The organism is Treponema saccharophilum DSM 2985 (assembly GCF_000255555.1).
Taxonomy (GTDB): Bacteria; Spirochaetota; Spirochaetia; order Treponematales; family Treponemataceae; genus Treponema_D; species Treponema_D saccharophilum.
In genome coordinates, this window is record NZ_AGRW01000045.1 from 96,623 (window position 1) to 123,325 (window position 26,703).

Below are 26,703 nucleotides of genomic sequence, written 5' to 3' on the forward strand. Positions count from 1 at the left end.
TTCGATTGCGGCGGAATATTCCCGCCGGCACGATTCCCGCGTCAGCCGAGCGCGGAAAGCATCATGTTTATAAGAATCTCTATCTGCCGCCGCCCCTCAAACGCCCTGTCCATCTGGAGCATCTCCCCGGAAATGGCGATTTTTTGCGCGACGCAGAAAAGCGAGTGCATCATCGTGAAGCAGATTTCGAGGTCGGACGCCTCGGGAAATGCGGAGCCGCTTTTCCCGAGATGAATCGAGCCGTCCTTTCTGCCTTTCGAGAAAGCATTGATGACGAGCTGGTTCGTCACGTTTACGGTTTCGTCGTAGCGCCTGAGTTTCTCCGCGCCGACATCCCCCTTCGTTATGAAGGAGTCAAAATAATAGATGAAGCTGAAGAAACTTCTCTGCGTGACGACAGCATCCTGAAAAACCTCAAGCAGGCTCCGTATCTGCTCAAGGCCGCTGAGCGAACCGTACTCCTCGGTGGAAAAGACGCCGGAAAAAACGCGCTCCTCGACTCCCCAAGCATAAATCGCCGCCTCAATCGCCAAATCCTCCTTCGTCTGGAAATAACGGTAGAGGGACGCGACCCCGATTTCCGCCTGAACGGCAATCTCGTTCATCGATATGCTCTCGATTCCCTTCTCCGCGAACAACCCGAACGCGCACTCGACGATGTGGCGCATACGCTCGTTGCGGAGGTTCTCCATCTCAATCTTTCTTCTCTCAGCGGCCTGCATAGGCATAAACGGACTCCTTTCGCCCGGAATCCATGTCGGCGGCAAGCTCCACAGCGTGGTAGGCGCCGTTGTAAATCCCGGACTTCTTGTTTGACAGAATCGCATGATTCATGTTCAAGAGAATATCACGTTTTTCTATGAATGATGCGAGCATGGACTCCGCGTAGGCAAGATTCGGGCATTCCGGCGTTCCGTCCCCGATTTCGGCAGCGCGGACAGCGCCCCAGCATTCGTGCCCGCCGACGTGCTGAATCATGAGCTTCGGGACGGGATAGAACGCAAGCTCGCTCGGCTTCGTTATGAGAACGTCGCAGGCGCGCATGAGGAGATTCGTCGCGTAGACCGCAGCGAATATGTCCTTATGGCAGAACACGTGCACGCCGGATTCGGCCGGGGACGAGGCGAACGCGCGCGTTCCTTCCCAATCGTCGAAGTGCGTCTCGGAAATCCCGCCGAGCTCCGGGACTTTCTGCTCGAACATGTCCCAGACGCTTTTGTAATCCCCGATATTCAGGTAGAGAACCGCCCTCCCCTCTTTTATGAACGGGACGAGCTTCCGAACGAGCGCGGCAAAATAGTCGCCCTGCGCGCCCGCGCCCCCAATCGTGAGGAGGAAGCGCACGGGTTTTCCCGATTCCGCGCGGGCAATCCGCTCGGCGCAGTCCTTCTCTATGTTCGAGACGAATTCGTCGTCGATGTAATGCCCGGCATAGAAAATGTCGTCCTCGCCCATCGGCGCAAGCACTTTCTCGCCCGCGAACGATTTGAGCGTCCGGTACGAGAAATACGACGACGGCGTCTGCACGAGATGGAGCGCGCCCTCGGAAAGGTGGAGCGCCATCGCCCAGTTGTCGGGAATCGCGTTCACCACGTGCGAGAATCCCGCGTGCACCGCGGCCTGCGCCGGCCAGACGTGCGTCGCGATGAACGGAATGTCGCGCGGAAGGTCTCTCATAACGGGCGTCATCAGCTCGGACGAAGCCTGATCAACCGCGTTGTACGTGAGGCGCTTGAACCCCTCCGTGTTGAGCGGATCCCAGACGAATTTGTTGAACATCCTCGACTTCTGCGAAAGCCTCGACGCCATCGAATAGAGTTTGTTCTGATAGGCGATTATCTTCGTGCCCGTCGTTTCGGGAAAAGAATTCAGGTCGAGCCAAAGCGGGGTGTAGCCCAAAGCGCGCGCGGCGCTCGCCATCGCCATCGATATGCGGTAATGCCCGAACCCCATGCGGATGTTTCCGATTACAACGCATTTCTCGGGCAGTTTCCCGAGCGGCTTGTCGGAAAGGGTGAGCACCTTCGCGCCGAATGCGGGCGTGAGGACGGGATTGTCCACGACGGCAAGATGGTATTCTCTGTTCCTGTCGTCGCCGAATTTCCGCAGGAATTTCCGCTGTCTCGCGAACGCCTTCCTCACCGTCCTGCTGTCAATCTTGTTGCCGAATATTTCCGATGTCCTGTCCATTTTTCCCCCTTGCTTAAAATCGTGTTTTTCCGGAATCCGCCTCATTTTCTTTCCGCGCCGCCATAACGGACCTCGTAAAGCGAAATCGAATGCGGCTCGAAGACAAGCGCGTTCCCGCGCCCCGACGCGAATTCGATTACCGGCTCAAGCGCGGCATCATCCGTTCCTGCGCCCGCAACCGTCTTCCGCTCCGCGCGGAGCGGCGAGTCGCCCAGATTTATTATCCCGCGGTATTTTCCGTTCCTGCTGAAAACCGAATAAGCGACCGGGCTGATATTCTCGACGCCGAATTCGATTCCGCCGAACTTCCCGAAAAGCCCGCAGATTTTTTCCGTCAGCTTTCCCTCGCGCGAGACGTCGAATTCCGTCGGGTCGTCCGAATACATCAGCTGGCTCGCAAAAAGGAAATTCACCAGCGCGATGAGGATTTTCTCCTTGTCGGAAAGCATGATGTTCTCGGAGCGCATGAAAACGACGTCCGGGTCGTTAAGGAAAACAGCGCCGTCCCAAAACGCGTGCCCGAGCGTGCTCTGCATGTTCGCGAACGCGCTCGTCCGTGCCGGAAAATGCGCGGCGCGCAGCCAGCCCACGTCCCACGCTTCCTTCGTGTCCGGCCCGATGCGCGAAAGCGGGAATGCGTTGAACGAGTTTTCGAACGGAAGCCCGCAGCCGAGGTAGGCGACCCCCTCCCCAGCCGCGTTCACCGTGCGCCGCGTAAGGACGCGCACCGCCTTGTCGTACCATTCGTAGGGGGCGCCTTCGCGCGCGAAATTCCCGACCAGCATCCCCGCAAAGAGGAAGTCGAGCTTTATGTAGCGGAATCCCCACTCCTCGATTACTTTTTCCATGAGAGAGTCGAGGTAATCGAGAACGTCGCCGCGGCTGAGGTCGAGGCAGAAATACGAATGCGGAAGCGAGGGCTGCTCCTTTCCGAACGACGCGCCCCAAAGCGGGTTCATTCCCGCGGCAACGGGCTTTCCTTTTTTGTCGCAGAGAATCCAGTCGCGATGGTTCCGCGCGAATTCGGAGCGGAAATCGACGATGAACGGCGCGAGCCACAACCCGGGAACATATCCCCTCGACGAAATTTCCGATGCGAGTGCGCGCATCCCGCTTGGAAAACGCGACTTGTCGGCATCCCAATCGCCGAGCGCACGCTCCCATCCGTCATCGACCTGGAAGACGCACGGTTTGCCGCCGTCGATGAACTGCACCTTGACGATATTCTGCGAAGTGTCGAGCGAATCGAGGTCGGCCCTGATAAGATTCCAGTTTATATCCGCATAGTGGTTGTACCACGACTCCCAGCCGCCAATCATCCCGCCGCCGAGGAACGAGAGCCGCCCGAAACGCTCCCCGTCGTCATGCGAATAAAGCGCGCGCACCGAATCCTTCAGCTCGAAAAAACCGTCCGCGCCGAAAACGAAAAGCTCCGCGATTTTGTCCCCGCGACGCCATTCGTGCCCGTCGGATATGACGGAGCAGGCAATCTCCCGCGCGTTTCTGTCCACGCCGAACACCACGGGCGGAAGCGCGGACGTTCCCGTACGGCAGTTCCCCGTGGAACAAAGCGCCAGATAGACGTTCCGCCCGCCGACGTTCCACCGCAAATACATTATGAAGCACCCGACGAGCGCGCGCCGGCTTATCCCGCGCCGCCTTCCCGGGGGCGTAAAATACTGTTTCCATTGGGGAATCACCGGAAAATACTTTTCCTGCGCCTTTCCGCACGCGACCTCTCCGCCGAATCCCCATGACTGCCAGCCCGAACCGTAAAAGGAGAAGTCATTCTCCAAACAGAACGACCGGCATCCTTCGGGGATGAACCGCCCAATGAGATTGTTGATGGAAAAACGCGCGAAGGTCCGGCTGCACTCGTCGCGCTCCCCCGCCCCCTCGTACATGTACTCAATTCTTTCAGAAAGCATATCCAGTAAATCCTCACCGCCGGACGAGTCCGCCATAGATGAGCGCGGATTCGTCCGGTTTCTTCTATAATAATACGATTTTTTTCCGCCCTGAATCAGAAGAACATCTCGATTCCAATCGGCATGTAGAATTTATTGTTCTTGGAGGTGTAGGAAAGGTCGACAAGGCCTTCCACGTTTCCGTCCATAGACGAAAGCGAGAACCTCTCGGCGATTCCGGCAAAGAGATAGTTGTTCGCGCCGAACGTCTTCTTCACGTAGATTTCCGCGCCGATATTGTGCTGGCGGAGCTCAAGGTCATTGAGAGCGAGCGGCTGCGTCTGCCCCATCGCAAGCGCTTTCCCGTCAGCGCTCGCGGAAGTGATGTTGTAGTTTCCGGAAAGCCCGAGGAACACGTCCTGCTTCCCGAACGGGTTCAGGCAGACCTCCGCGAGGAAATCGGCACCCGCCATGAAGATGTTCGCGCCGTCGCCAGCCTCCATAGTAAGCAGGCCGGAACCGCTTCCGGAAATGTCCGTGTAATTTCCGAGGTTCGACGTTCCCTGTCCGCCCCACAAGTGACCTTTGTAAAGGATGAAACCCTTCTGAATGACGCCCATCGCACCGAGGCAGGAATACCAGTTGTAGAATTTCTCCGGGTCGTAGTCGCGGAGTCCTTCGCGCGTGACAATCGGAACCTTGACCCCGAGCTCGATGAGAGCCGCGTTCGGATTTTTCTCAAGATCGAGGTCGCCGAGACTGCTCGCACCGCCCATAAACCCGAGCCAGTCGATTCCGAATTCCATGCGGCCGTAATAATCGTTCATATCGTATCCGACGCTGCGGGCAGCCTGATATTTGCTCGCCTCGTAGCGGTAGTTAGAAGCCGCAATCGAATCTCCCCAATACTGCGCCTTTACCTGCAGAAGCCCCGGCACGGTGTAGCCGATTCCCGCCTGCGCCGTGCGGAACGCGTCGTACATGCCCACCGACTGAGAGCTGTCCTTGTCCGCGGCGCTGTCGTTCTTTATCGTATCGTTTCCGATTTGGAGCTCGCCGATGTTGCCGGCAAGGTCAATCGCGGCGTTCGCGTAGAATCCCTTGAGGACGGAATCCTCGTTTCCCTTGACGGACGCGAAAAGTCCCGTCGCAGTCCAGATTTCCTGGAAGATGTCGTCCTCGCTCTTCACGTCGCCGGACTCGCGCTGCCCGAAGTCGCCGATTTTTCCCCTCAGCTCGTTCTCCCTCATGCGCCCGAACGAGACTTTCGTCTGGAAAAGCGGGTTGTCCATCTTCGCCCAGATTTTTGCCTGGTCACCGATTGCGACGGCGTATTTTCCGTCCTCGTTGTAGTTGATTTTGCTCGTATCCTCAGTCGAATCCCACAGCTTATGGACGAACAGCGCGCGCGCGTCCGAATCAAGGTTGAAATCGAACCCGAATTTCTCGTCAGGCGTGCGCCCGATAATCCAGAATCCGACGCGGGAGCCGTATGACCAGTCCGGATTCAGCCCCGCGAAGTTTTTTGATGATGAAGTGTCCGTCTCGAAGGCTTCAAGAGCCGCCATCAATCCTTTTGCCGTCGCATATTTCGTGAAATTCTCGCCTGACTTGCTGCCTTCTGACTGCGCAATTCCAAGAACCGCAGCAGTATCGGTATTTCCGCCCGCATATGCGTCATACGCGGCTTTGTATCCTTTATATGTCGCGACGGCCGCACCGTAAGCCGCAATATTGCTCTGGTCATCCGCCAAATCCACCGTCCCGACAGGCTCTGCGCCCAAAGCTGAGACTGCAGCATTCACAGCCGACAGCGTGCCGCTGCTTTTTGCCGCTTCGTAAGCTGCAATATCGCTTTCCGCAGATGCAGTTGCCGAAGTCGCAAGGCTTGTCATATCGACCGTCACTTTCGTCGAACTGTTCGAATGCCCCAGCTCAAACGTAGAGCGTCCCCACGCGCCGAACGATATCGTTCCCGCGCTGCTCTCAAGCGTGTGCGCCTTCACAAGCTCGTGCGTCTCCGCAAACGTCATCCCCGCCGAAAGGGAAAGAAGCGCGGCCGCAGCAAAAAACCTTTTCGTCCGTTTTGTCATCCTCATAATTTTTTCCTCCGTTTTTCTTTTGTCGATTTTCATCAGTATGAGTGGTATCAATTCATACTGATAGAATTACTATCACAATGATGATACTAATATCACTTATCAAAAATTGTCAACACCCGTTTGCCGACAAATCGGCATAACGGGCGGCATCCTGCCGACGGACATTTTTTTCAAAAAGAAGGAACAAAAAACAATACCCCAACCGGCTGTTCCAAAAGATTCGAATATGCCGCCACATTGTTGCAAAAACACATAGTCAAAAAAGCAAAAAACGACACCCCCGTAAACCGCATAAAAACGCCCGTCATTGCGTCCAACCTCTTCGGCTGATATTTTTCCCAAAAAAGAAAATCCGGCGCGTCTACGGCCGTTCTCGCAGGGGCAAAAAACAGCAAAAAAACGGCATTTTTTTCTGTAGTGTATTTGTAGTGTTGTAGTGTGTTTGTATTCTTGTTGTCATACATTGACACTACAAATAGAATATGGTAGTGTGTTTGTATACATCAGAAAAAAGAGGCACATCATGAAAACGATAACATTCGCAAACCAGAAGGGCGGCGTAGGGAAGACGAGCACCGCAGTAGCAGTGGCGACGGAGCTTGCAAAAAGGGGCAAGACGCTGATGGTCGACGCCGACTCGCAGGGGAACACGTCAACATGGCTCATCGACAGCCTGAGCTTCGAGCTCGCGCAGGTCCTCGAGGAAAAATGCACGCTCAGGGAGGCAATCGTTGAGACGGGGATAGAGAACCTGTTCGTTCTCCCGACGGCGGGAGTCGGCGGCGGTCTTCGGGACTACGCGCTGTACCGGGCGCCGAAGTACCACAAGGAATTCAAGAGGAACGTCGTCGCGGCGGCTGAAGTCGAAGGATTCGACTACTGCGTCATTGACACGAGCCCCGCGTTCAACCCGCTGGAATGGAACATCTTCCTTGCGTCGGACGAGATTGTCGCGGTCCTCGAGCTCGACGTGTTCAGCGCCGACGGAATGGAATCGTTCACCGCGAACATCGCGGAGCTCAGGAAGCAGGAGGACCTCGGCGACGACAAGCCGCTGTTCAACAAGATAATATTCAACAAGAGGGACGAGCGCATTTCCCAGCAGAAGCAGTTCTTCTCGGAATTCCAGAAACTGTCGGGATACAACTTCTACATCATCCCCGTCGACCAGGCGGTGAAAAAGGCGCAGGGGCTCCATTGCGCGGTCGACATGGTGAAGGACGTCAAGAAGGACACCCTCACGGCGCTCGCGGGAATAGCGGAGGCTCTGAAATAAATGGCGCTCAAACTCACGCAGCAGCCGGCAAAAGCCGGGACGGGAAGCATCGGAAGCCAGATAGAGAGCATACAGGCGAACACGCCAAAGGCGGCGGCGGAGCGAGAGGAGAAGGCGGACGACACGACCGTCGTCTCCGTCAGGATGCCAAAAGCGCTGAAAACCGAGCTGAAAGTCCTCTTCGCGAGGCACGGCATGACGCTCTCGGACGGGATAAAGCGAGGCATGGACTGCCTCCTCTACCTCGAGAAGCTCGGCGACATAATCGTCACGAACACGCAGATAATCCCGAACAAACGATAAAGGCGGCGGAACGAACATGAAAGAACTGACGAACCTGAGATACCCGAAGAACCTCGTCTCCACGGAGCTGGCGACGCAGAAATCAACGCAGTCGATGACGGTAATCGACGAGAACAGGAAGCTGACGACGGACAAGCTCAAGTCGAACGCATACCAGCTTGCCGGCGCGTATCCGTACCTCTTCGACTGCATAACAATGCTCTGCAACGAGAACCCGACGATAAACGGAGAGCCGATAGTTCAGCAGGTCCCTGACAGCTTCTTCCTGCACGCGACTCTCACCTGGGAGGACTTCAAGCACTTCGCGCTGGGGAGCTACAGGAAGGAGACGAAGAACACGCTCCTCAAGGAGCTGCTCAAGCTGCAGGACTCGAAGACAGTCAAGGCGATATCAATCGGGAACGGGATAATCGTCAGGACGTCTCCGATTCAGATAACGCTCTATCAGGAGGCGACGGACAAGAACGACTCCCGCATCAAGAACCTGATAGAGCGGCAGCGCAACCTCCGCAACAAGAAGACGGAGGAAATCATGAACCAGATGATTGAAATCAAGAAGACGAACGCCGACGAGGCGATGGCCGAGGAGCTCATGGACAAGCTCGAGGACATCATCGAGAGCGGCAAGGACGACTCGGAGAAGTTCGGCAAGATATACGGGATAGAAATAACGTTCTTCGGCCCGCTTTTCGAGGCGGCGCTCAAGGAAATCGGGGGGCCGTTCGTGCAGATTGGGACGAACTTCCAGGCGAAGCTCGAGACCTCGATACGGCAGTTCAAGAATTCCCCCAAGTTCATGAAATACCGTTCGGTGAGGAAGTACCCGACAACGTACCGGAAATACGCGCTGTATCTGGCGGAACGCGACAACGGAAACGGCGACTACATAACGATAAAGGCGGAGGACATGCTGATACACGTCGACCCGCAGAACCTCAACACGCACCTCAAAATCCGCAACACGAACGAGATGCGGATTTTCGTCGACAAGGCGAACATGCTCCTAAACGAGATGGCGCGGAACGGGCTCCTGAAAGGTTTCCGCTATGCCCCCAAAAAATGCACCTACAACGCCTCTTCGAAGGAATTCATAATCGGGGTGTACAGGGAGAGCGACAAGACGATGATTCCCGAGTACGAGGGAAACCTCACCGACGAGGAGCTTGCCGCCATCGCGAAGGACGACGAGAGCGTGGGAAAGAACCACAACGCGTTCTGAAAACGACTACACAAAAAGCGCGCGGTTCGGGACTTGGAATGAAATTCCTGTATCGTATAAAATCACGAGCAGAATCGCGATTTTTGCGGTACATGAGTAAAGCAGTTCGGGACTTGGAATGAAAAAAAACATACATACATATTCAGAGTACCTTGAACCGTTTTTCGCAGTACACAAGTAAAGCAGTTCGGGACTTGGAATGAAACAGTTCGGGACTTGGAATGAAACAGTTCGGGACTTGGAATGAAACAGTTCGGGACTTGGAATGAAACAGTTCGGGACTTGGAATGAAAAAAGGCACTTTTTTTGGCCTCTCTTAGTCTTCTTAGACTTCTTAGGGCGTCATTTCCTCGCCACTAAAGTGTCTTGGAAATAACGCCCAAAAAGAAAAGAGCTTCCGGGAAAGCCCTGACGAACAACTCGGGGAAGCGTCCCCGAACCCCACCTACCGCACTCCGACGGCTGCGCCGTCTCCGTTTGGTTCAAAAAGAATCGAAGGAACAACACCGCTTTTTTTTGGAAACCGGCGACCATTTTCGGAAAATACGGAAAAATCTATGCAATCGGTTGCAGTTGTATTTTTCCTAAAAAAAACGTTAGAATGGCCGCATGAACATCTATGAGAACATCAGCAGGCTCGCATCCTATGGAGTCAGGACGGGACTGATTGAGCGCGAGGACGTCGCGTTCGTGAAAAACAGACTCCTTTCGGAGCTCGGGCTTGACGGATTCGAAAACGACGACGAAGCCAATTCCCTTCCCGAAGTGAGCGTGGACGATTTGGAGGAAATCCTTTCGGAAATGCTGGACTACGCGCAGGAGAAGGGAGTCGCCGGACCGACAAAAACGCACAGAGACATCTTCGACACGAAACTGATGGCGGTCATGGTCTCGAAGCCGTCCGAAATCTCAAGGGAATTCTGGAGCAGGTACGAGAGAAGCGCAAAAGAGGCCACCGATTTCTTCTACAAGTTCTCGCAGGACACCGACTACATCAGGCGGTACAGAATCCGCAAGGACCTGAAGTGGAAGACGGAGACGCCGTTCGGGGAGCTGGACATAACGATAAACCTCTCGAAACCGGAGAAGGATCCGAAGGCAATCGCAGCGGCAAAGAGCATCAGAAATGCAGGATACCCGAAGTGCCTTCTCTGCAAGGAGAACGTCGGCTACGGCGGAAGGCTCGACCACGCGGCACGGGCGAACCACCGCGTGATAGCGCTTGAGCTGGCGGGCGAGAAATGGGGATTCCAGTATTCGCCGTATGTGTACTACAACGAGCACTGCATCGTCTTCAACTATGAGCATGTTCCCATGAAGATATGCAGGAAGACGTTCGAGCGGCTGCTTGAATTCGTGGGGAAATTCCCGCACTACACGCTCGGGAGCAACGCCGACTTGCCGATAGTCGGAGGCTCGATACTGTCGCACGACCACTATCAGGGCGGGGCGTACGAATTCCCCATGGCGAAGGCCGGATACGAGAAGATGGTCGTCATAGACGGCTTCAAGGACGTCGAGGTCGGGATAGTCAGGTGGCCGCTGAGCGTCGTGAGGATATCCTCGGCTTCGGCGGAGCGGCTCGTCGAGCTTGCCGACCGCATACTCGAGAAATGGCGCTCGTACACCGACGAGGACGCGTTCATCATCGCGGAGAGCGGCGGCGAGATGCACAACACGATAACCCCGATAGCGCGCATGCGCGGCGGGAAATTCGAGCTCGATCTCGTCCTGCGGAACAACATCACGACGGAGGAGCATCCGCTCGGAGTCTACCATCCGCACAAGGAGCTCCACCACATCAAGAAGGAGAACATCGGACTGATTGAGGTTATGGGACTTGCCGTCCTTCCCGCGCGCCTCAAGGACGAGCTTTCCGCGCTTGCCGACGCGTTCGTGGACGGGCGGGACATCTCCGGCGACGAGGTTCTGTCGAAGCATGCCGACTGGCTCTCTGAGCTTCGCGCGAAGTACGGGAAGGTGGAGCAGCGGATGGCGTGGGGAATCCTGCAGCGTGAGGTCGGGATGGTGTTCTCGAAGGTTCTCGAGCATGCCGGCGTTTTCAAGTGCGATGATGGGGGGCGCGCCGCATTCGAGCGCTTCCTCTCGAAAGTGTGAGGTGTTTTATGAAATGCGTTGTTGAGAAATCCGTTGACGGGAAGAATCTCGTCTACAGCGTGTCGGACGGACGGATGAAATTCGTCGCGACCGATTTGGGCTGCACCATTCTGTCAATATTCGTGCCGGACCGTTCCGGGAACATGGTCGACGTGGCGCTGGGATTCGGCACCGTCGGCGAATACGACGGGTGCGGGGATTCCCGCGGCGCGGTCGTCGGGCGCGTCGCTAACAGGATATCAGGCGCGGGGTTCACCCTTGACGGGAAGAGGTACGAGCTTGACGCGAACGACGGCGCGAACACGCTGCACGGGGGAACGTTCCGTTACGAGAAGGCGCTTTGGAGCAGCGGGGCGACAGATGACGGCGTGATTTTCAGGAGAAGGAGCGCCGACGGCGAGCAGGGGTTCCCCGGGAACGTGGACATAACCGTCGAGTACGCGCTGAGGGACGGCGGACTCTTCATGGGGTATACCGCGACGTGCGATTCGAGGACGCCGATTTCGCTTACGAACCATTCGTATTTCAACCTCAACGGAACGAAGCCCGAGGGCGGGAAAATCGAGGGCATCCTCAACCACGAGCTTCAGATTGACTCGGGCGAATTCCTTGAGGTGGACGGCGCGTGCATCCCGACGGGAAGGATTCTCCCCGTAGCCGGGACGCCGCTCGACTTCCGCTCCGCGAAGAGCGTGGGGAAGGACATCGCCGGATGCGACATGAGAATCGGCGGCGGATATGACAACTGCTACATCACGGGCGCCGACGAGACGGGGATGGTGCGTTTCGGCATTGTTTCCTCTCCGCTCACGGGAATCTCGATGGAGATTTTCACGAACCAGCGCGGGGTCCAGGTGTATTCGGGGAACTACCTCGAGGGAAGCCGCGGAAGGGACGGCATGACGCATTCGAAGCACGACGGAATCTGCTTCGAGTCGCAGCGCCTCAACGATGCGGTGAACCGCGCGGAATTCCCCGGCTGCATTATGAATCCGGGCGAGGTGTACCGCTCGGAGACGCTTTACAAATTCCTTTGATTAGACCTGTCCGATAACTTCGTTATCGCTCTGGTCGACGAGTTCAAAGGCGCGCAAGCAGCACGTTTTTGAACATCGCATTTCAAAGTAACCTGTCCGGAAAATGAAGTTTCCGGACAGGTTTATTCTTATTTGCCGCGGTCTCCAGCGGCATTTTTGGAGGTTACGATGAGTCTTACAGCTAGGGAATACGACCCGAGGGAGCTTGTTCCCGAATTCGTCAGGATTTACGGCGGCAGGGGCGAGGACGTCGCGGTCTTCTCCTCGCCGGCGCGCATAAACATAATCGGCGAGCACATTGACTACAACGGCGGGAAGGTGTTTCCCGCGGCAATCAACCGCTACCTTTACGTGGCGATACGGAAGAGGAGCGACACGAAGGTCGTGTACAACGACGTGCGCTTCCCCGGGACGTTCGAATTCGACATAAACGACGATTTCGCCTTCGACAAGAAGAACGACTACGCGAACTACCTGAACGGAATCCTCAGCCAGATGAAGGCGCGCGGATGCCGTTTCGGCTGCGGGTTCGAGATTCTGATGGTGTCGAACGTTCCGGCGGGCGGCGGAATTTCGTCGAGCTCCGCGCTTGAGTGCGGGTTCGCGTATGCCGTGAGCGAGACGTTCGGGTTCGGCATCGGGCGCATCGAGATTGCCAAGCTCGGGCAGATGAGCGAGCACAACTTCATGGGGGTGAACTGCGGCATAATGGACCAGTTCATCATCGCGACGGGAAAGCGCAATTTCGCCGAGATGCTCGATTGCGCCACGCTCGAATACGAATATGCCCCGCTTGAGCTCGGCGACTACCGCTTCGTCGTCATGAACACGAACAAGGTCAGGAAGCTCGCCGACTCGAAGTACAACGAGCGGAGGGGCGAGTGCGAGGAGGCGCTGCGGAGGCTGCGCGCCGGCGGCGTCGACATTGAAGCCCTCTGCGACATGACGCCGGCGCGCTGGGGCGAGGTGCGCGGCATCGTCGGGGAGCCCGTGCTTGAGCGGCGCGTGACGCATTGCGTGAACGAGAACCAGCGCGTGCTGGATGCGGTCGACGCCCTCCGCGCGGGGGACCTTGCCCGCCTCGGCTCGCTCCTGAAGGAATCGCACGCCTCGCTCCGTGACGATTACGAGGTCACCGGCGTCGAGCTTGATACGCTTGCCGATTCCGCGTGCGCCCAGGAAGGATGCCTCGGTGCGCGTATGACGGGAGCCGGTTTCGGCGGCTGCGCCATAGCTCTCGTGCACAAGGATTCCGTAGGCAGCTTCATCGAGAACGTGCAGCGCGAGTATTCCGCGAAAATCGGGTACGAAGCCGGGTTCTTCGCCTGCGAGTCCGGCGACGGCGTGTCCCGCCTCATCTGATTCGATATGCCGCGCCCCGCAATCGGGCGCGGCTTTTTTTTGCTCCGTCCGGAAATCGCGCTGAGCGGCACGCTTTGCCGTTCCGAACGTGATTCGGCTTCCTCTTCTTCGCCGCCCGCCCCGATGCGCTGAACATGTTCGGCGTGACGGAATTTCTTCGGCTATCATTGCGTGCTTTTTTTTGCGCGGCTTTTCTTCAGCTGTCGCGTTTTCCCCGCACATCGTATTTTTTGTTCGTTGACATTCTGTGCAATCGATTGTACAGTTGCTCCTGTATGAGCAACCGATTGCACCAACAGTCGTTCACGATGGACGACATCGCCAGGGAACTCGGCATATCGAAGAGCACTGTCTCTCGTGCGCTTGCCGGTTCGAAAAGAATAAGCGCGGAGACGCGCGCCCGCGTTGAGGAGTGCGCGCATCGGAACGGGTTCATCCCGAACCTTGCCGCGAAGGCGCTCGCGAAACAGCTGACGCTCAATATCGCCGCCGTCATGCCGTCGGAGGCGACGAACGTCGAGATGATGTTCTTCCACGAATGCCTGAACGGGATGGTCGCGAAATCCGCCGCCTCGGATTACAGCGTCCTCGTCTGCATGGACGGCGCGGCGGGCGGAAGCCTGCTTGCGAAGGTCGTCTCGAACAGGAAGGTGGACGGCGTCGTCCTGATGCAGTTCCGGCGCGGGGACGAAAACATCGAATTCCTCAGGAAAAGCGGCATTCCGTTCGTCGTAATCGGCTCCGGCGTGAAGGACGGGCTCGTCTGCGTCGATTCGCGGATGACGGAAAGCTGCGCCCGTTTTACAGCCGAATGCGTGAGGCGATGCGGCCTCGTGGAGCGGGGCAGAGTGCTTTTCGTCTGCGGCTCCCTTGACATCGAGGCGAACAACAACCGCCTTCTGGGGTTTTTGGGCGGGATGGAGAAGACGTGCTCCGATGATGTGCAGTACGCGATTTGCACGTACCTTGACGACATGGACACGTCGGTGTTCGACAACCACTGGAATCTGATTCTCTGCTCCGACGACGTGGTGTGCGTGCGCGTCCTTTCCGTGCTGAAGGCAATCGGCATCGAGGCGGGGCGCGATGTGCGTATCGCCTCGTTCCACGACAGCGTGCTGCTCGCGTCGAGCGACCCGCCCGTGAGCGCGCTGAAGGTCGATGCGTTCGGGCTCGGGGAGAGGGCGGCGGAGACCGCGCTCAGGATGATTTCCGGCGACGACGTCGAGGAATGCACGTTCGTCGGCTGCTCCTTCGAATTCAGGGGGACGGCGTGATGCAGGGTTCGCTCGTGCGGGAAATCCTTATAGGACAAGCAATGCATTTTAGGAGGAATATATGAGGAGATTTGCGAGGGGGAGCGTCTTTGTTGCGGCGCTCTCCGCTGTTTTCGCGCTGTGCTCGTGCGCGAAGAAGAATCCCCGTATCGCCGAGGACGGGACGATTACGCTCGTCGTGTGGGAATCGACGAACGGGCCTGACGAATTCATACGGCAGGCGGGGCGCATTTACGAGGAGACGCACCCGAAAATCCGCATCAAGTTCGTCAACGTTGAGGTCGGCGATTCCGTCGGCCAGATTGCGCTTGACGGTCCTGCGGGTGTCGGACCCGACGTTTTCGCGGCGCCGCACGACAGGCTCGGGACGCTTGCGATCGGCGGGCACGTACTCGCGACGAAGAATCCGGAGGAGGTGCGCAGCCGGGCGCTCAAGTCGTGCTCGACTGCCCTGACGTATGACGGAATCATGTACGGCTACCCCGTTTCCGCCGAGACGTACGCGCTTTTCTACAACCGGAATCTCATCGCCGACGCGGACGTTCCGCGAACGTGGCAGTCCCTCGCGTCGTGGTCGGAGCGATTCAACGCGGAGAATCCGGGGAAGCGCGGGTTCGTTATGGACGTGGGGAACGGCTACTACACGATTGTCTTCACGACCGCAGACGGGAACAGGCTGTTCGGCGAGAACGGGACGGACAGGGAGCATTCGAACATAAACTCGGAGAAATCGGTCAGCGGGATGAGGTTCTTCCAGAGCCTTCGCCATGCCCTCGACATTCCCGCGTCCGACCTCGACACCGCGACGGTCGACGCGGCATTCCAGAGCGGGAACGCCGCGATGCACATAACGGGGCTGTGGAACGTCGTCGCGTTCGGCAAGGCGGGAATCGATTTCGGCGTTGCCCCGCTGCCGTCGCTTCCGGGCGACGATAGCCCCGCGGCGTCTTTTTCGGGGACGCGCGCGATGTTCGTCTCCGCGTATTCCGATTTTCCTGACGAGGCGAACGATTTCGCGCGTTTCCTCATGAGCGACGAGATGCAGGTTCTTCGGTTCAGGCTGACGGGCGCGCTTCCGAGCGTGAGCGTCGATGTGGAAAGCCCGTACCTCGGCGGGTTCATGAAGCAGCTCGAATATTCGTTCCCGATGCCGTCGATCCCCGAGATGGCGATGTACTGGAACGCTATGAACAGCGCCTCGAAGAACATATGGAACGGCGCGGACGTGCGCAGGGAGCTCGATGCCTGCAATTCCGCGATTGTGGCGCAGTAGGTGAGCGGAGGAGGAAACATGGTCAGTTTGAGAAATGACGTCGACGAGTCGCGCAAGGTGCGCGCCGTTGCCACGTGCTTCATGGGGCTGTCGCATATCGTCTACCTGAAGGAATATGCGAAGGGGGCGTTCTTCGCGTTCTTTGAGCTTGCGTTCATCGCGCTTTTGCCGTTCTTCGCGGGGAAGCTCGCGTCGTTCGTGACGCTTGGAGAGCCGCATCCGGAGCTTGTCATAAAGCTGCGCGACAACTCGCTTTTCATGATGATAGACGGGATTCTCGTCCTCGCCGCGGGTGCGGTCTTCGCGGCGCTCTACGTGCTGAGCGTCCGGAGCGCGATGAGCGGGTATCGCGAGTACAGGCGGACGGGCAGGTTCCGGACGCAGGCGGAGTCGGTGGGCAGGGCTCTTTCCGACTCGTTCCCCGTCTTCGCGCTCGCGCCGGCGGTCGTCATGGTCGCGGTTTTCGTCGTCGTGCCGCTCGTGTTCTCCGTTCTCGTCGCGTTCACGAACTATTCGGCTCCGGCGCACATATCGCCGAACAACACTATAGATTGGGTCGGCATGAAGAATTTCGCCTCCCTCCTCGGCGGCGGGAACAACTGGTCGGCGGGATTCGTCCGCGTCGCCGTGTGGACGCTTGTCTGGGCGGTGCTCGCGACGGTGACGTGCTACGCCGGCGGGCTTGTCGTCGCGGTGCAGCTCAAGGAGACGAGGTTTTCCGTGGCCCCCGCGTTCCGATTCATATTCATCCTTCCGTATGCCGTCCCGAACGTCGTCTCCATGCTCGTGTGGAAGAACCTCCTCAACGGGACGTCCGGCATCATCAACAGGACGCTCATCCACCTGGGGATTATCGAGAAGGGAATTCCGTGGCTGTCCGACCCGCTCCTCGCGCAGGTGACATGCGTCCTCGTGAACCTCTGGGCGGGATTCGGATACTTCATGCTCCTTTCGCTGGGGACGATGACGGCAATCAGCGAGGACATGAACGAGGCTGCGCGCGTTGACGGCGCGAACCGCAGACAGATTTTCGCGAAGATAACGCTGCCGCTCGTCCTTTACCAGACGCTGCCGCTCATAATCATGAGCTTCGCGCACAACGTGAACAATTTCGGCGCGATTTTCTTCCTCACGGGCGGTGAGCCGGTCGTCGCGGACTCGACGGTGACGTCGGCGGGCGGAACGGACATCCTCGTGACGTGGATATACAAGCTGACGATGAACCTGCAGCAGTATCAGTACGCGTCGGTCATCGCGGTGATGATTTTCATCGTCCTTGCTCCGTTCGCGATTCTGCAGTTCAGGAAGACAAAAGCATACAAGGAAGGTTCCGTATGAAAGAGATAAACCACACGAATTTCGCGGAATGGCTCAACAAATCCGTCATGTACGTCATTTTCCTCGCCATTTCGTTCCTCGTCCTCTATCCGCTCGTGTACGTCGTCGCCGGCGCGTTCTCCCCGGGGAATTCAATCGCGGCGATGAGCATCGTGCCGTTCGGGGACGGGTTCACTGTCGCGCATTTCGCCGATTTGTTCACGAAGACCGATTACGGAAGATGGTTCGCGAACACGCTGGCGATTTCGCTGGCGACTTCCGCGGCGACTGTTGTCGTGTCGTCGCTGTCGGCATATGTTTTCTCGCGTTTCTCGTTCCGGCTCAAGAAACCGTTCCTGATGTCGCTGCTCATACTCCAGATTTTCCCGAGCTTCGTCGGGATGATTGCGATATACGTCATCCTGCTGCGCTGCGGGGGACTCGACACGCTCTGGGGGCTCGTCCTCGTCTACACGGCGGGGAACATCCCGTACAACACCTGGCTCGTGAAAAACTACATGGACACGGTGAGCCGGAACCTTGACGAGGCGGCGAGAATCGACGGGGCGGGGCATCTGCGCGTCTTCTGGCAGATAATCCTTCCCGTGGCGCGCCCGATAATAACGTTCCTCGCGATAACGAGCTTCACCGCGCCGTGGATGGACTTCATCTTCCCGAAGATGGTGCTGCGCTCGTCCGAGAAGATGACGCTTGCGGTCGGGCTTTTCGGGTTCGTGAGCGACAAGAAGAACGAATTCACGATTTTTGCGGCGGGCGCGCTCCTGATTGCCGTCCCGTTCGTGCTCTTCTTCCTGATAACGCAGAAGACGCTCGTGACGAGTTTCGGGGGCGCCGCGGTCAAGGAATGAGCCGCCCCGGTTTTTCCGTTCGGCCGTGCCTGGCTTTTCGCGGATGACCCGTGCGGGCACGGTCTTTTTTTGGGTTTGGAGGATTTTTAGATGTCATACGGATTTGACAGCATAAGCCTTATCCGCGACGGGAAGAGATGGTTCCCCGTCATGGGAGAGATTCACTATTCGCGCGTCCCCAACGCTTTTTGGGCGGACGAGCTTCTGAAAATGAAGGCGGGCGGCGTCGATGTCGTCTCCGCGTATACGATTTGGATTCACCACGAGGAGATTGAGGGCGAATACGACTGGAGCGGCGACAGGAACCTCCGTCGCTTCGTGGAGACGGCGTCATCGTGCGGGATGAAAGTCCTTTTGCGCATCGGCCCGTGGTGCCACGGCGAGGTCAGGAACGGGGGATTCCCGGACTGGCTGCTCAAGAAGGATTTCGAGCCGCGCACGAACGACCCGCGCTACCTTTCCGAGGTCGGGCGGTGGTACCGCGCCGTCTTCTCGCAGGTCGCCGGATTCGTCGGGAGCACGATAATCGGCGTGCAGATTGAGAACGAATTCGGGCACTGCGGCGGCATATACGAGAAAGAGGCGGGCGAGCTCCACATGCGGAAGCTGCGCGACAGTGCCCGCGACGCCGGGTTCGTCGTGGACTTGTACACCGCGACGGGATGGGGCGGCGCCTGGACCGGCGGGATGATTCCGGTCATGGGCGGATACTGCGACGCTCCGTGGGACCCTCGTACGACGGAAATCGAGCCGAGCGGGAACTATACGTTCACGTTCGAGCGGAACGACCACAATATCGGCAGCGACCACGGTTTCGGCTACGGGATTACGTTCGACATAAAGAAATTCCCGTATCTTACGGCGGAGCTCGGAGGCGGGCTTCAGGTGACGAAGCACCGGCGGACGATTGCGACAGCGTCGGACATCGCGGCGGTCGCGCTCGTCAAGATGGGAAGCGGCTGCAACCTCCTCGGCTTCTACATGTACCACGGGGGGACGAATCCCGACGGCAGGCTCTCGACGCTCCAGGAATCGACGGACACCGGCTCGCTCAACGACCTTCCGGTCAAAAATTACGATTTCCGCGCGCCAATCCGCGAATTCGGGCAGGTTTCCGACACGATGCGCGAGCTGAAGCTCCTTTCGTACTTTGCGGGGGATTTCGGCGGCAGCCTGTGCGCGCTCGGGACGGTCATCCCTGACGAAAATCCGCAAAACCCCGCGGATTTCTCTTCCCTCCGCCATTCGTTCAGAAGCGACGGCTCGAAAGGATACGTCTTCGTGAACAATTACGTGCGCCACCAGCACCTTCCGCGCCACGACGCCGTCCTTTCCTCACCCGACGGGAAAACGAGGCTTCCCGCGCTCGAAATAGAGGACGGCGATTTCTTCTTCCTGCCGTTCAACATGGAATTCGGCGGGACGCCCGTGAGGACTGCGACGGTGACTCCGTTCTGCGCGGTAGGCGGGAAAACCGTCTTCTACAAGAGGCGGAACGACGGGAGCCGCTCATCGTTCTTCGACTGTGCCGGCGGGGAAAAACCGTCCGATTTCCTCGTCCTGTCGCGGCGGAACGCGCTCAACGCGTGGAAGGCTGGGGGACGGCTTCTCATAACGGGCGACGACGCGCACGCGTTCGGCCTGCCCGGCGGCGGCATCAGGATTGAGGGGCGGCGGGACGCGTCGTTCCTCGTCTTCCCGGATTTCGATTCGTGCCCGGACGGATGGCGCAGGACGGGGAGCGTCAACATGAACGAGGCGGACGATTTGCCGCCGGTGCTTTTCGCGCGGTACGAGAAAATCGGAGCGCCATCCTCGTCGGCGGGAACATGCGAGTTCGTCCCGTTCGGCGGCGGCAGGTACGGGCTCGACTTTTCGGGCGAGCTTTCCCGCATCGGAACAGGCGGCATCTCCGACGCGTTCGTCTCGCTCCGCTATGTCGGCGGGAGCGCGCGGCTGTTCAGCTCCGCCTGCGGAAAACGGCATCTTCTCCTCGACGATTTTTTCATGGACGAGAGAATTCCGTGGGAAATCGGGCTGAAGCGTTTCACGGGCTGCGGCGCGGAGCTTTCTTCGCTTGAGCTTGAGATTGAGCCGCTGACGAAGGATGCGCGGATATACATAGAGAACCCGCCTTCATTCCCGGACAGCGGCATGAGGCGCGAGCTTCTTTCCGTCTCCGTCGAGTACGAGTGGTCGTTCGGAATCGGCGCGGAGAAAGCGCGGTAGCATTCCGGCAAAACCGCGCCGCCGGAAACCGGCTTATGGCGGACGGGGCGCGTTTTTTCCGCGGCAGGCTTCTTCGTCGTCTGCCGCGGATTTTTTTTGCGGGGGCATTTCCGCGCCGCTGTTTTGCGTTTGATTGTCATTTTTTTATCAGAATTGTCCAAATTTTGTATTATTTAAATTCGTTTCGATTCCGTTTTGTTCACGGCTGCGTTTTTTTTTGGTATCCTTTTCGCAGTTTTTTGCTGCATTTGAAATAGGAGGAAGCATGAAATTCGGACACTTCGACGACGAGGCTCGGGAATATGTGATTGAGCAGCCGCTCACCCCGTATCCGTGGATAAACTATTTGGGCAACGAGAAATTCTTCTCGCTCATCTCGAACACGGCGGGCGGATACGCGTTCTACACGGACGCGAGGCTCCGCCGCCTGACGCGCTACCGCTACAACGACATTCCGCTCGACGCGAACGGGCGCTACCTGTTCATCAAGGACGGCGACGCAATCTGGAACCCCGGCTTCAAGCCGATGAAGACCGCGCTCGACCGCTACGAGTGCCGCCACGGCTTCGGCTACACGAAGATTTCTTCCGCAAAGAACGGGCTTTCCGCCGACGTGCTTTATATGGTTCCCAACGGCGAGAACTGCGAAGTCCAGCGCCTCACGCTCAGGAACGAAAGCGGCGCGGACAAGACCGTCTCTGTCGTGTCGTTCGTCGAGTGGTGTCTCTACAACGCGCAGGACGACTGCACGAATTTCCAGCGCAACTTCTCCACGGGCGAGGTCGAGATTGAGACGACGGCGCGCGGGACCGCAATCTACCACAAGACCGAATACCGCGAGCGGCGCAACCACTTCGCGTTCTTCAGCGTGAACGCCAAGGCCGACGGGTTCGACACCGACCGCGAGACGTTCCTCGGGCTGCACAACTCGCTCGACGAGGCGGACGCCGTCATTTCGGGGAAGAGCGGGAATTCTGTCGCGGACGGATGGTCGCCCATCGCAAGCCAGCGCGTGAACGTCACGCTCAAGGCGGGCGAGAGCCGCACGCTCGTCTTCGTCCTCGGATATGTCGAGAACGAGGAGAAATTCCTCTCGGACGCGGACGCGAAGGCGGCGCTTGACGCGGGGCTTCTCCGCACGAACACGGCGAGCGGAATCATCAACAAGGAAAAAGCCTACGCATTGCAGGAAAAATTCGGCACCTCGGAAAAGGTTGACGAGGCGTTCTGCGCGCTCAGGAAATTCTGGGACGAGACGCTGTCGCACTTCACGCTCAAGACGGGCGACGAGAAGCTCGACAGGATGGCGCTCTGGAACCAGTATCAGTGCGTCGTCACATACAACTTCGCCCGCTCGGCAAGCTACTTCGAGAGCGGAATCGGGCGCGGGCTGGGCTTCCGCGACACGAGCCAGGACATGCTCGGCGCGGCTCACCAGCTTCCCGCCAAGAGAATCCGTGACCGCCTCTTCGACGTCGCGGCGACGCAGTTCCCCGACGGAAGCGCGTACCACCAGTTCCAGCCGCTCACCAAGCGCGGGAACGCCGACATCGGCTCTAACTTCAACGACGACCCGCTCTGGCTCGTCCTCGGAGTCGGCGGCTACATCCGCGAGACGGGCGACAAGTCGTTCCTCGACGTGCAGGTTCCGTTCGACAACGACGAGAAGAACACGGCGACGATGTACGAGCATCTCCGCCGCAGCTACCGCTACATCACCACGCACATGGGACCGCACGGTCTTCCGCTCATCGGCCGCGCCGACTGGAACGACTGCCTGAACCTCAACTGCTTCTCGACCGACCCGAACGACTCGTTCCAGACATGCACGAACAAGGAAGGAAAGAACGCCGAGTCCGTGATGATTGCGCAGATGTTCGTCTACGTCACGCCCGACTACGCCGCGATGGCTCGCCTTATGGGCGACGAGGCGGAGGCTGCCTTCGCGGAGGCTGAGGCGAAGAAGATGGAGGAAAGCATCTGCACCGCGGGCTGGGACGGCGCGTGGTATCTCCGCGCATACGACGACGCGGGAAACAAAGTCGGAAGCCACGAGTGCGAGGACGGCCAGATTTTCATCGAGAGCCAGGGATTCGGAACGATGGCGCAGGTCGGGGCGGACAAGGGCTATCCGGCGAAGGCGCTCGACAGCGTGAAGGAGCGCCTCGACTCCAAGTACGGAATCTGCATCGTCGACCCGCCGTACAAAACATACCACGTCGAGCTCGGCGAGGTCTCCTCATATCCGCCGGGATACAAGGAGAACGGCGGAATCTTCTGCCACAACAATCCGTGGGTCGTCATCGGCGAAATCAAGACGGGACGCCCCGCCGACGCGTGGGAGCACTACAGCAAAATCGCGCCCGCATATCTTGAGGACATCAGCGAAATCCACCGCACCGAGCCGTATGTCTACGCGCAGATGATTGCCGGAAAGACGGCGAGAAGGTTCGGCGAGGCGAAGAACAGCTGGCTTACGGGAACGGCGGCGTGGAACTTCGTCGCGCTGTCGCAGTACATCTGCGGCGTGCGCCCCGACTACGCGGGGCTGTGCGTGGAGCCGCGCCTTCCCGCCCACGTCAGGAACGCCGAGATTGTGCGCGTGTTCCGCGGCGTGACATACCGCATTTCCGTCGTGAACAACGACCCGGCGGGCAAAGTGTCGCTCTCCGTCAAGGGCGGAAGCGCGGACGGCCTTGTCGTCAACGCTGACGCGGGCGCGAAGGAAGTCCTCGTGACCGCGACCGTCGGCTGATTTCCGCGCTTGCTTGTTCCCTTTCCCGTTCTAAGTTCGGCTTGGTGGGAGCAGCGCCCCGTGAACCGTTGCGCGTCTTAAGCGTTATTGGTTGGAACGGGGCGTTCGCCTAACGGGGCGGATTGCAAGCGTGGAGAATTTCTTGAATGAGCCGTGCTGTCGGGGAGTGGAAAATTCCTTTGGCGGCGCGGCTTTTTTGCGTCATCGCCGGGCGTGGTCGACGCAAAAACGTATGCGTTTTGTTTGACGATTCAATAGTGCCGCACTACAATTCCGGCATGGAAAAAGTGCCTGACATCCGGAACCACACATCCAAAATCTTAACGAATGGCAAAGGGGCGCATGGCGTCCACTACAAAAAGCGGCATCAATCAAATCAACACACTTTATCGGTTCTCACATAAAAGCTGTTAAGCATGACAAAAACGGTGTATTTAAAAAACTGCCTTTTAAGGCAAGGAGGACATTTTATGATTCCAATTTATTTGAGGGAAAACCTCTTGACGGCAGACCCCGACGACTGCATGGCGCAGGTCGTTCCCGAAAAGTCGCAGGTGTGGACGCAGGAGCGCATCGACGCGGAAATCGTCAAGCTCGGCGGCGTTACCGAAGCAGCTTTGGCAGCAGTCCGCAAGAACGAGGCGAAAGTCTACGCTGACATCATCGCGGACGGCGGTGTCATCAACTCGGACTTGTTCAGCACGTCTTTCAGCGTTTCGGGCGTGTTCACCAACATGAACGATACCTTCGACCCAAAACGCCACGCTGTCAATCTCAATGCAACGGCTGGTACTTTGCTCCGTGAAGCCGCCAAAAAAGCCAAAGTCTACAAGAAAGAGGGCAGCAGCACAGACCCCTACATCACGCAGGTCTCTGACTCGATTTCAGGCGACACGCAGGCTGTCAAAGTCGGCTCTGTCATGGAGCTTCTCGGCTCTCGCTTGAAGTTCGACAAGAAGGACACGGAGCAGGGCGTTTTCGTGAAAGCGAGCGACGGCAAGGAATACCGCTGCGTTCCTGTCGGCGACCCCAAGCCCGCGAAAGTCATGGTCATGCTCGGCTCTGACGTTCCAGAGGGCGAGTTCACGGTTGAGGTGAGAACGAAAATCAACGGCTCAAGACACGAAACAGCTAATGTGAAAACTGGCGGTTTCGCAAAAATCTTGACAGCGGTTAAATAAAAACTGCGCCATTATGCTAGCGCGGTCTGCGTCATTACGCTAACGCACTCCGCGCTATTATGCTGACGCGGTACTGCGCTATTAGGCTGACGCACTCCGCGTTATTATGGTGGCGCAATGTTGAAAAAAAGAGTCTTGCAGGAGCAGAACAGCGAAATTCTCCGCAGTGTGGAGAATTTTGACGTGGAGTCATTGGCGAACTTGTTTCGGAATCTATGCTTCGACTTCGCTCAGCAACCGACTGGTCATTGAGCGTAGTCGAAATGACAAAACAAGTTCAGCATGACATGAGGAGAATAAACAATGGCAGATGTTGATTTTTTGGATATTGAAAACGGCGTGCTGGTTCTGCCAATCGCTTTTATTCATGCAGTTCGGCGGAACAGTGGCGCAGTGGAAAGCAGTGAAAAAAGGCGCGGACTGGAACTACGGCGTTCCTGCAAAGCTCGTGAAATGCGCTGACGGCGACGCGATGCTGTAGAGATGCTGAAACGAGTTCAGCATGACGTGAGGAGAATAAACAATGGCAGATATTTGGGAAATTGAGGACGAAAGGCTGAAGCAGAAAGCAAAAAACAAAAAGATTGCCGAAGTGCAGAAAGCAGGTGCGGTCGCTCTGATTTCTGCTTTGCTTGAGGGCGTGGAGGACTCTTCTGTCGAGATTCTCTCAAACAAGAAGAATGAAACAGTCGCTCTTGTGAAAGCTGGGAAGAATGTCGGCGTATTCAAGTTCGGTGAGGTTTCGTCAAAGTGGCTTCCGAAAATCCAGAAAGTGATTGAAGCCTTCTCGGACTTCTCGAAGAGCGGAGAAGAAATCTTTGACGTGATAAAAAAGCAAAGGCTGCCGCTTGCCGAGATTCCCAAAACGGAAGCGGAGAACATTACGTTCAAGGCGGATTCCGACGGCTCTCTGAACCTGTTTGCCAAAGGCGTATTGACTGAACATAACTGGAGCGGCGTGAAGAACCTCGCTTTGTTCGGCATCACGGAACTCGATGCATCACGTAGCGGAATAATATACGGAGTGTTCTCGAACTGCAAGTCCCTTGTATCGGTGGCTCTTCCCGAGGGCATGGAGAAAATCGGCGAGAGGGCGTTCAGTTACTGCGAGTCGCTTTCGTCTGTGGTGATTCCGTCTAGTGTCACGGAAATCTGCGAGAGTGCGTTCTATGACTGCACGTCGCTTACGTCGGTGGAGATTCCCGAGGGCGTCACGGAAATCTGCGAGAGTGCGTTCTATGACTGCACGTCGCTTTCGTCTGTGGTGATTCCGTCAAGCGTCACTGTAATCGGCGAGTATGCGTTCTGTGGTTGCAAGTCGCTTACGTCGGTGGAGATTCCCGAGGGCGTCACGGAAATCGGCGAGAAGGCGTTCGAGGGATGCAACATCAGCGAACTTTCGCATCCGTGCCTCACGATAAAGGGTGGATTCGCAATCAAGGACAACGTGCTTCTGTACTGCACAAGTCCGAGCGATTCAATCACGATTCCCGAAGGAGTCACGGAAATCTGCGAGAGTGCGTTCAGAGGCTGCACGTCGCTTGCGTCTGTGGTGATTCCGCCGAGCATCACGGAAATCGGCGAGAGGGCGTTCGAGGGATGCACGTCGCTTTCTTCGGTGGCGATTGGCGAGGGTGTCACGAAAATCGACTGGTGCGCGTTCAGGGACTGCTCGTCGCTGTCGTCTGTGGTGATTCCGCCGAGCGTCACGAAAATCGACTGGTGCGCGTTCTATGGCTGCTCGTCGCTCTCGTCGGTGTCGATTCCGCCGAGCGTCGCGGAAATCGGCAAGTATGCGTTCTTTCACTGCGATTCGCTTTCGTCGGTGGAGTTCGGCGGAACGATGGCGCAGTGGGACGCGGTGAAAAAAGGCAAAGACTGGAACGGCAATGCTTCCGCAAAAACAGTGAAGTGCGCCGACGGGGAAGCGGCGCTTGCCTAGCCTTTGCCCGTTCTAAGAAGCGCTTGCTTGTTCCCTTGCCCGTTCTAAGTTCGGCTTAGTTGTAGCAAGCGTTCGCCGGCACGCGCGGGGGCGCGTACCTACCGTGGCCGGGGGGACGCGGATTGTCTAGCCTTTGCCCGTTCTAAGTTCGGCTTAGTTGTAGCAAGCGTTCGCCGGCACGCGACGGGGCGCGTACCTACCGTGGCGGGGGGGACGCGGATTGCCTAGTCTTTGCCCGTTCTAAGTTCGGCTTAGTTGTAGCAAGCGTTCGCCGGTACGCGCGGGGGCGCGTGCCTACCGTGGCGGATGCGCGCGTGTTGATGGGGATTTGCCCGTTCTAAGAAGC

Annotated in this window: 20 protein-coding genes; 15 read left to right on the forward strand and 5 right to left on the reverse strand. The window is 57.7% G+C overall.

Going from position 1 to position 26,703, the window contains the following annotated elements:
- Positions 1-41: 41 nt before the first annotated feature.
- From TRESADRAFT_RS06955 to TRESADRAFT_RS06975, 5 genes are all read right to left on the reverse strand, one after another.
- Positions 42-728 (reverse strand): TetR/AcrR family transcriptional regulator, encoded by a 687-nt coding sequence (locus TRESADRAFT_RS06955; RefSeq protein ID WP_002704190.1) that lies wholly within the window; start codon positions 726-728, stop codon positions 42-44.
- The gene (locus TRESADRAFT_RS06960; protein WP_002704192.1) at positions 709-2,190 is read right to left on the reverse strand and encodes a DUF6937 domain-containing protein; all 1,482 of its coding nucleotides are present in this window, start codon (positions 2,188-2,190) and stop codon (positions 709-711) included. Before TRESADRAFT_RS06960 ends, TRESADRAFT_RS06955 begins: the two co-directional genes overlap by 20 nt.
- 41 nt (positions 2,191-2,231) lie before the next feature.
- Positions 2,232-4,118, reverse strand: coding sequence for a glycoside hydrolase family 36 protein (locus TRESADRAFT_RS06965; RefSeq protein WP_050985054.1), 1,887 nt, complete (start codon positions 4,116-4,118; stop codon positions 2,232-2,234).
- Between the two features lie 95 nt (positions 4,119-4,213).
- Entirely contained in the window at positions 4,214-6,196 is a 1,983-nt protein-coding gene (locus TRESADRAFT_RS06970; protein ID WP_002704202.1) for a hypothetical protein, read from the reverse strand.
- 173 nt (positions 6,197-6,369) lie between these two features.
- Positions 6,370-6,663, reverse strand: coding sequence for a hypothetical protein (locus tag TRESADRAFT_RS06975; RefSeq protein WP_040842481.1), 294 nt, complete (start codon positions 6,661-6,663; stop codon positions 6,370-6,372).
- Between the two features lie 59 nt (positions 6,664-6,722).
- Here TRESADRAFT_RS06975 and TRESADRAFT_RS06980 point away from each other — a divergent pair, with 59 nt between their 5' ends.
- The 15 genes from TRESADRAFT_RS06980 (at position 6,723) to TRESADRAFT_RS15105 (ending at position 26,357) form a co-directional block, all read left to right on the forward strand.
- Positions 6,723-7,475 (forward strand): ParA family protein, encoded by a 753-nt coding sequence (locus TRESADRAFT_RS06980; RefSeq protein WP_002704203.1) that lies wholly within the window; start codon positions 6,723-6,725, stop codon positions 7,473-7,475.
- Positions 7,476-7,778 carry a hypothetical protein gene (locus TRESADRAFT_RS06985; protein WP_002704204.1) on the forward strand — a complete coding sequence of 101 codons (303 nt, stop codon included), beginning with the start codon at positions 7,476-7,478 and terminating at the stop codon, positions 7,776-7,778.
- Between the two features lie 16 nt (positions 7,779-7,794).
- Positions 7,795-8,997, forward strand: coding sequence for a hypothetical protein (locus TRESADRAFT_RS06990; protein ID WP_002704205.1), 1,203 nt, complete (start codon positions 7,795-7,797; stop codon positions 8,995-8,997).
- 609 nt (positions 8,998-9,606) lie between these two features.
- A complete protein-coding gene (gene galT, locus TRESADRAFT_RS06995; RefSeq protein ID WP_002704206.1) occupies positions 9,607-11,115 on the forward strand; it encodes a UDP-glucose--hexose-1-phosphate uridylyltransferase in 1,509 nt (502 codons plus the stop codon).
- Positions 11,116-11,123: 8 nt separating this feature from the next.
- Entirely contained in the window at positions 11,124-12,152 is a 1,029-nt protein-coding gene (locus tag TRESADRAFT_RS07000; protein WP_002704207.1) for an aldose epimerase family protein, read from the forward strand.
- A 168-nt stretch (positions 12,153-12,320) separates the two neighbouring features.
- Complete coding sequence (locus TRESADRAFT_RS07005) at positions 12,321-13,514, forward strand: galactokinase (RefSeq protein ID WP_002704208.1); 1,194 nt, start codon at positions 12,321-12,323, stop codon at positions 13,512-13,514.
- Between the two features lie 275 nt (positions 13,515-13,789).
- Positions 13,790-14,791 carry a LacI family DNA-binding transcriptional regulator gene (locus tag TRESADRAFT_RS15100; RefSeq protein WP_002704209.1) on the forward strand — a complete coding sequence of 334 codons (1,002 nt, stop codon included), beginning with the start codon at positions 13,790-13,792 and terminating at the stop codon, positions 14,789-14,791.
- Positions 14,792-14,852: 61 nt separating this feature from the next.
- Positions 14,853-16,064: a sugar ABC transporter substrate-binding protein gene (locus TRESADRAFT_RS07015; protein ID WP_002704211.1), complete on the forward strand. Its 1,212-nt coding sequence runs from the start codon at positions 14,853-14,855 to the stop codon at positions 16,062-16,064.
- Positions 16,065-16,082: 18 nt separating this feature from the next.
- Positions 16,083-17,402, forward strand: a complete 1,320-nt coding sequence (locus tag TRESADRAFT_RS07020; RefSeq protein WP_002704213.1) for a carbohydrate ABC transporter permease — start codon at positions 16,083-16,085, stop codon at positions 17,400-17,402.
- On the forward strand, positions 17,399-18,250 hold the full coding sequence (locus tag TRESADRAFT_RS07025) for a sugar ABC transporter permease (protein WP_002704214.1): 852 nt from the start codon (positions 17,399-17,401) through the stop codon (positions 18,248-18,250). Before TRESADRAFT_RS07020 ends, TRESADRAFT_RS07025 begins: the two co-directional genes overlap by 4 nt.
- Positions 18,251-18,340: 90 nt before the next feature.
- Positions 18,341-20,479: a beta-galactosidase gene (locus tag TRESADRAFT_RS07030; RefSeq protein WP_002704216.1), complete on the forward strand. Its 2,139-nt coding sequence runs from the start codon at positions 18,341-18,343 to the stop codon at positions 20,477-20,479.
- A 265-nt stretch (positions 20,480-20,744) separates the two neighbouring features.
- Complete coding sequence (locus TRESADRAFT_RS07035) at positions 20,745-23,234, forward strand: glycoside hydrolase family 94 protein (protein WP_002704219.1); 2,490 nt, start codon at positions 20,745-20,747, stop codon at positions 23,232-23,234.
- Positions 23,235-23,704: 470 nt separating this feature from the next.
- A complete protein-coding gene (locus TRESADRAFT_RS07045; protein WP_002704221.1) occupies positions 23,705-24,415 on the forward strand; it encodes a DNA-binding domain-containing protein in 711 nt (236 codons plus the stop codon).
- 310 nt (positions 24,416-24,725) lie between these two features.
- Positions 24,726-24,896: a hypothetical protein gene (locus TRESADRAFT_RS16240; protein ID WP_002704223.1), complete on the forward strand. Its 171-nt coding sequence runs from the start codon at positions 24,726-24,728 to the stop codon at positions 24,894-24,896.
- 42 nt (positions 24,897-24,938) lie between these two features.
- Entirely contained in the window at positions 24,939-26,357 is a 1,419-nt protein-coding gene (locus TRESADRAFT_RS15105) for a leucine-rich repeat domain-containing protein (protein WP_002704225.1), read from the forward strand.
- The last annotated feature ends 346 nt before the right edge of the window (positions 26,358-26,703 follow it).

Excerpts from the sequence above, each read along its gene's own strand:
- TRESADRAFT_RS06960 (WP_002704192.1), bottom strand. The coding sequence starts at position 2,190 with ATGGACAGGACATCGGAAATATTCGGCAACAAGATTGACAGCAGGACG.
- TRESADRAFT_RS06955 (WP_002704190.1), bottom strand. The coding sequence starts at position 728 with ATGCCTATGCAGGCCGCTGAGAGAAGAAAGATTGAGATGGAGAACCTC.
- TRESADRAFT_RS06990 (WP_002704205.1), top strand. The coding sequence starts at position 7,795 with ATGAAAGAACTGACGAACCTGAGATACCCGAAGAACCTCGTCTCCACG.
- TRESADRAFT_RS07000 (WP_002704207.1), top strand. The coding sequence starts at position 11,124 with ATGAAATGCGTTGTTGAGAAATCCGTTGACGGGAAGAATCTCGTCTAC.
- TRESADRAFT_RS15105 (WP_002704225.1), top strand. The coding sequence starts at position 24,939 with ATGGCAGATATTTGGGAAATTGAGGACGAAAGGCTGAAGCAGAAAGCA.
- TRESADRAFT_RS07015 (WP_002704211.1), top strand. The coding sequence starts at position 14,853 with ATGAGGAGATTTGCGAGGGGGAGCGTCTTTGTTGCGGCGCTCTCCGCT.
- TRESADRAFT_RS07020 (WP_002704213.1), top strand. The coding sequence starts at position 16,083 with ATGGTCAGTTTGAGAAATGACGTCGACGAGTCGCGCAAGGTGCGCGCC.
- TRESADRAFT_RS06985 (WP_002704204.1), top strand. The coding sequence starts at position 7,476 with ATGGCGCTCAAACTCACGCAGCAGCCGGCAAAAGCCGGGACGGGAAGC.
- TRESADRAFT_RS06975 (WP_040842481.1), bottom strand. The coding sequence starts at position 6,663 with ATGTATGACAACAAGAATACAAACACACTACAACACTACAAATACACT.
- TRESADRAFT_RS16240 (WP_002704223.1), top strand. The coding sequence starts at position 24,726 with ATGTTGATTTTTTGGATATTGAAAACGGCGTGCTGGTTCTGCCAATCG.
- TRESADRAFT_RS07035 (WP_002704219.1), top strand. The coding sequence starts at position 20,745 with ATGAAATTCGGACACTTCGACGACGAGGCTCGGGAATATGTGATTGAG.
- TRESADRAFT_RS06980 (WP_002704203.1), top strand. The coding sequence starts at position 6,723 with ATGAAAACGATAACATTCGCAAACCAGAAGGGCGGCGTAGGGAAGACG.
- TRESADRAFT_RS07030 (WP_002704216.1), top strand. The coding sequence starts at position 18,341 with ATGTCATACGGATTTGACAGCATAAGCCTTATCCGCGACGGGAAGAGA.
- TRESADRAFT_RS07045 (WP_002704221.1), top strand. The coding sequence starts at position 23,705 with ATGATTCCAATTTATTTGAGGGAAAACCTCTTGACGGCAGACCCCGAC.
- TRESADRAFT_RS06965 (WP_050985054.1), bottom strand. The coding sequence starts at position 4,118 with ATGCTTTCTGAAAGAATTGAGTACATGTACGAGGGGGCGGGGGAGCGC.
- galT (WP_002704206.1), top strand. The coding sequence starts at position 9,607 with ATGAACATCTATGAGAACATCAGCAGGCTCGCATCCTATGGAGTCAGG.
- TRESADRAFT_RS06970 (WP_002704202.1), bottom strand. The coding sequence starts at position 6,196 with ATGAGGATGACAAAACGGACGAAAAGGTTTTTTGCTGCGGCCGCGCTT.
- TRESADRAFT_RS07025 (WP_002704214.1), top strand. The coding sequence starts at position 17,399 with ATGAAAGAGATAAACCACACGAATTTCGCGGAATGGCTCAACAAATCC.
- TRESADRAFT_RS07005 (WP_002704208.1), top strand. The coding sequence starts at position 12,321 with ATGAGTCTTACAGCTAGGGAATACGACCCGAGGGAGCTTGTTCCCGAA.
- TRESADRAFT_RS15100 (WP_002704209.1), top strand. The coding sequence starts at position 13,790 with ATGAGCAACCGATTGCACCAACAGTCGTTCACGATGGACGACATCGCC.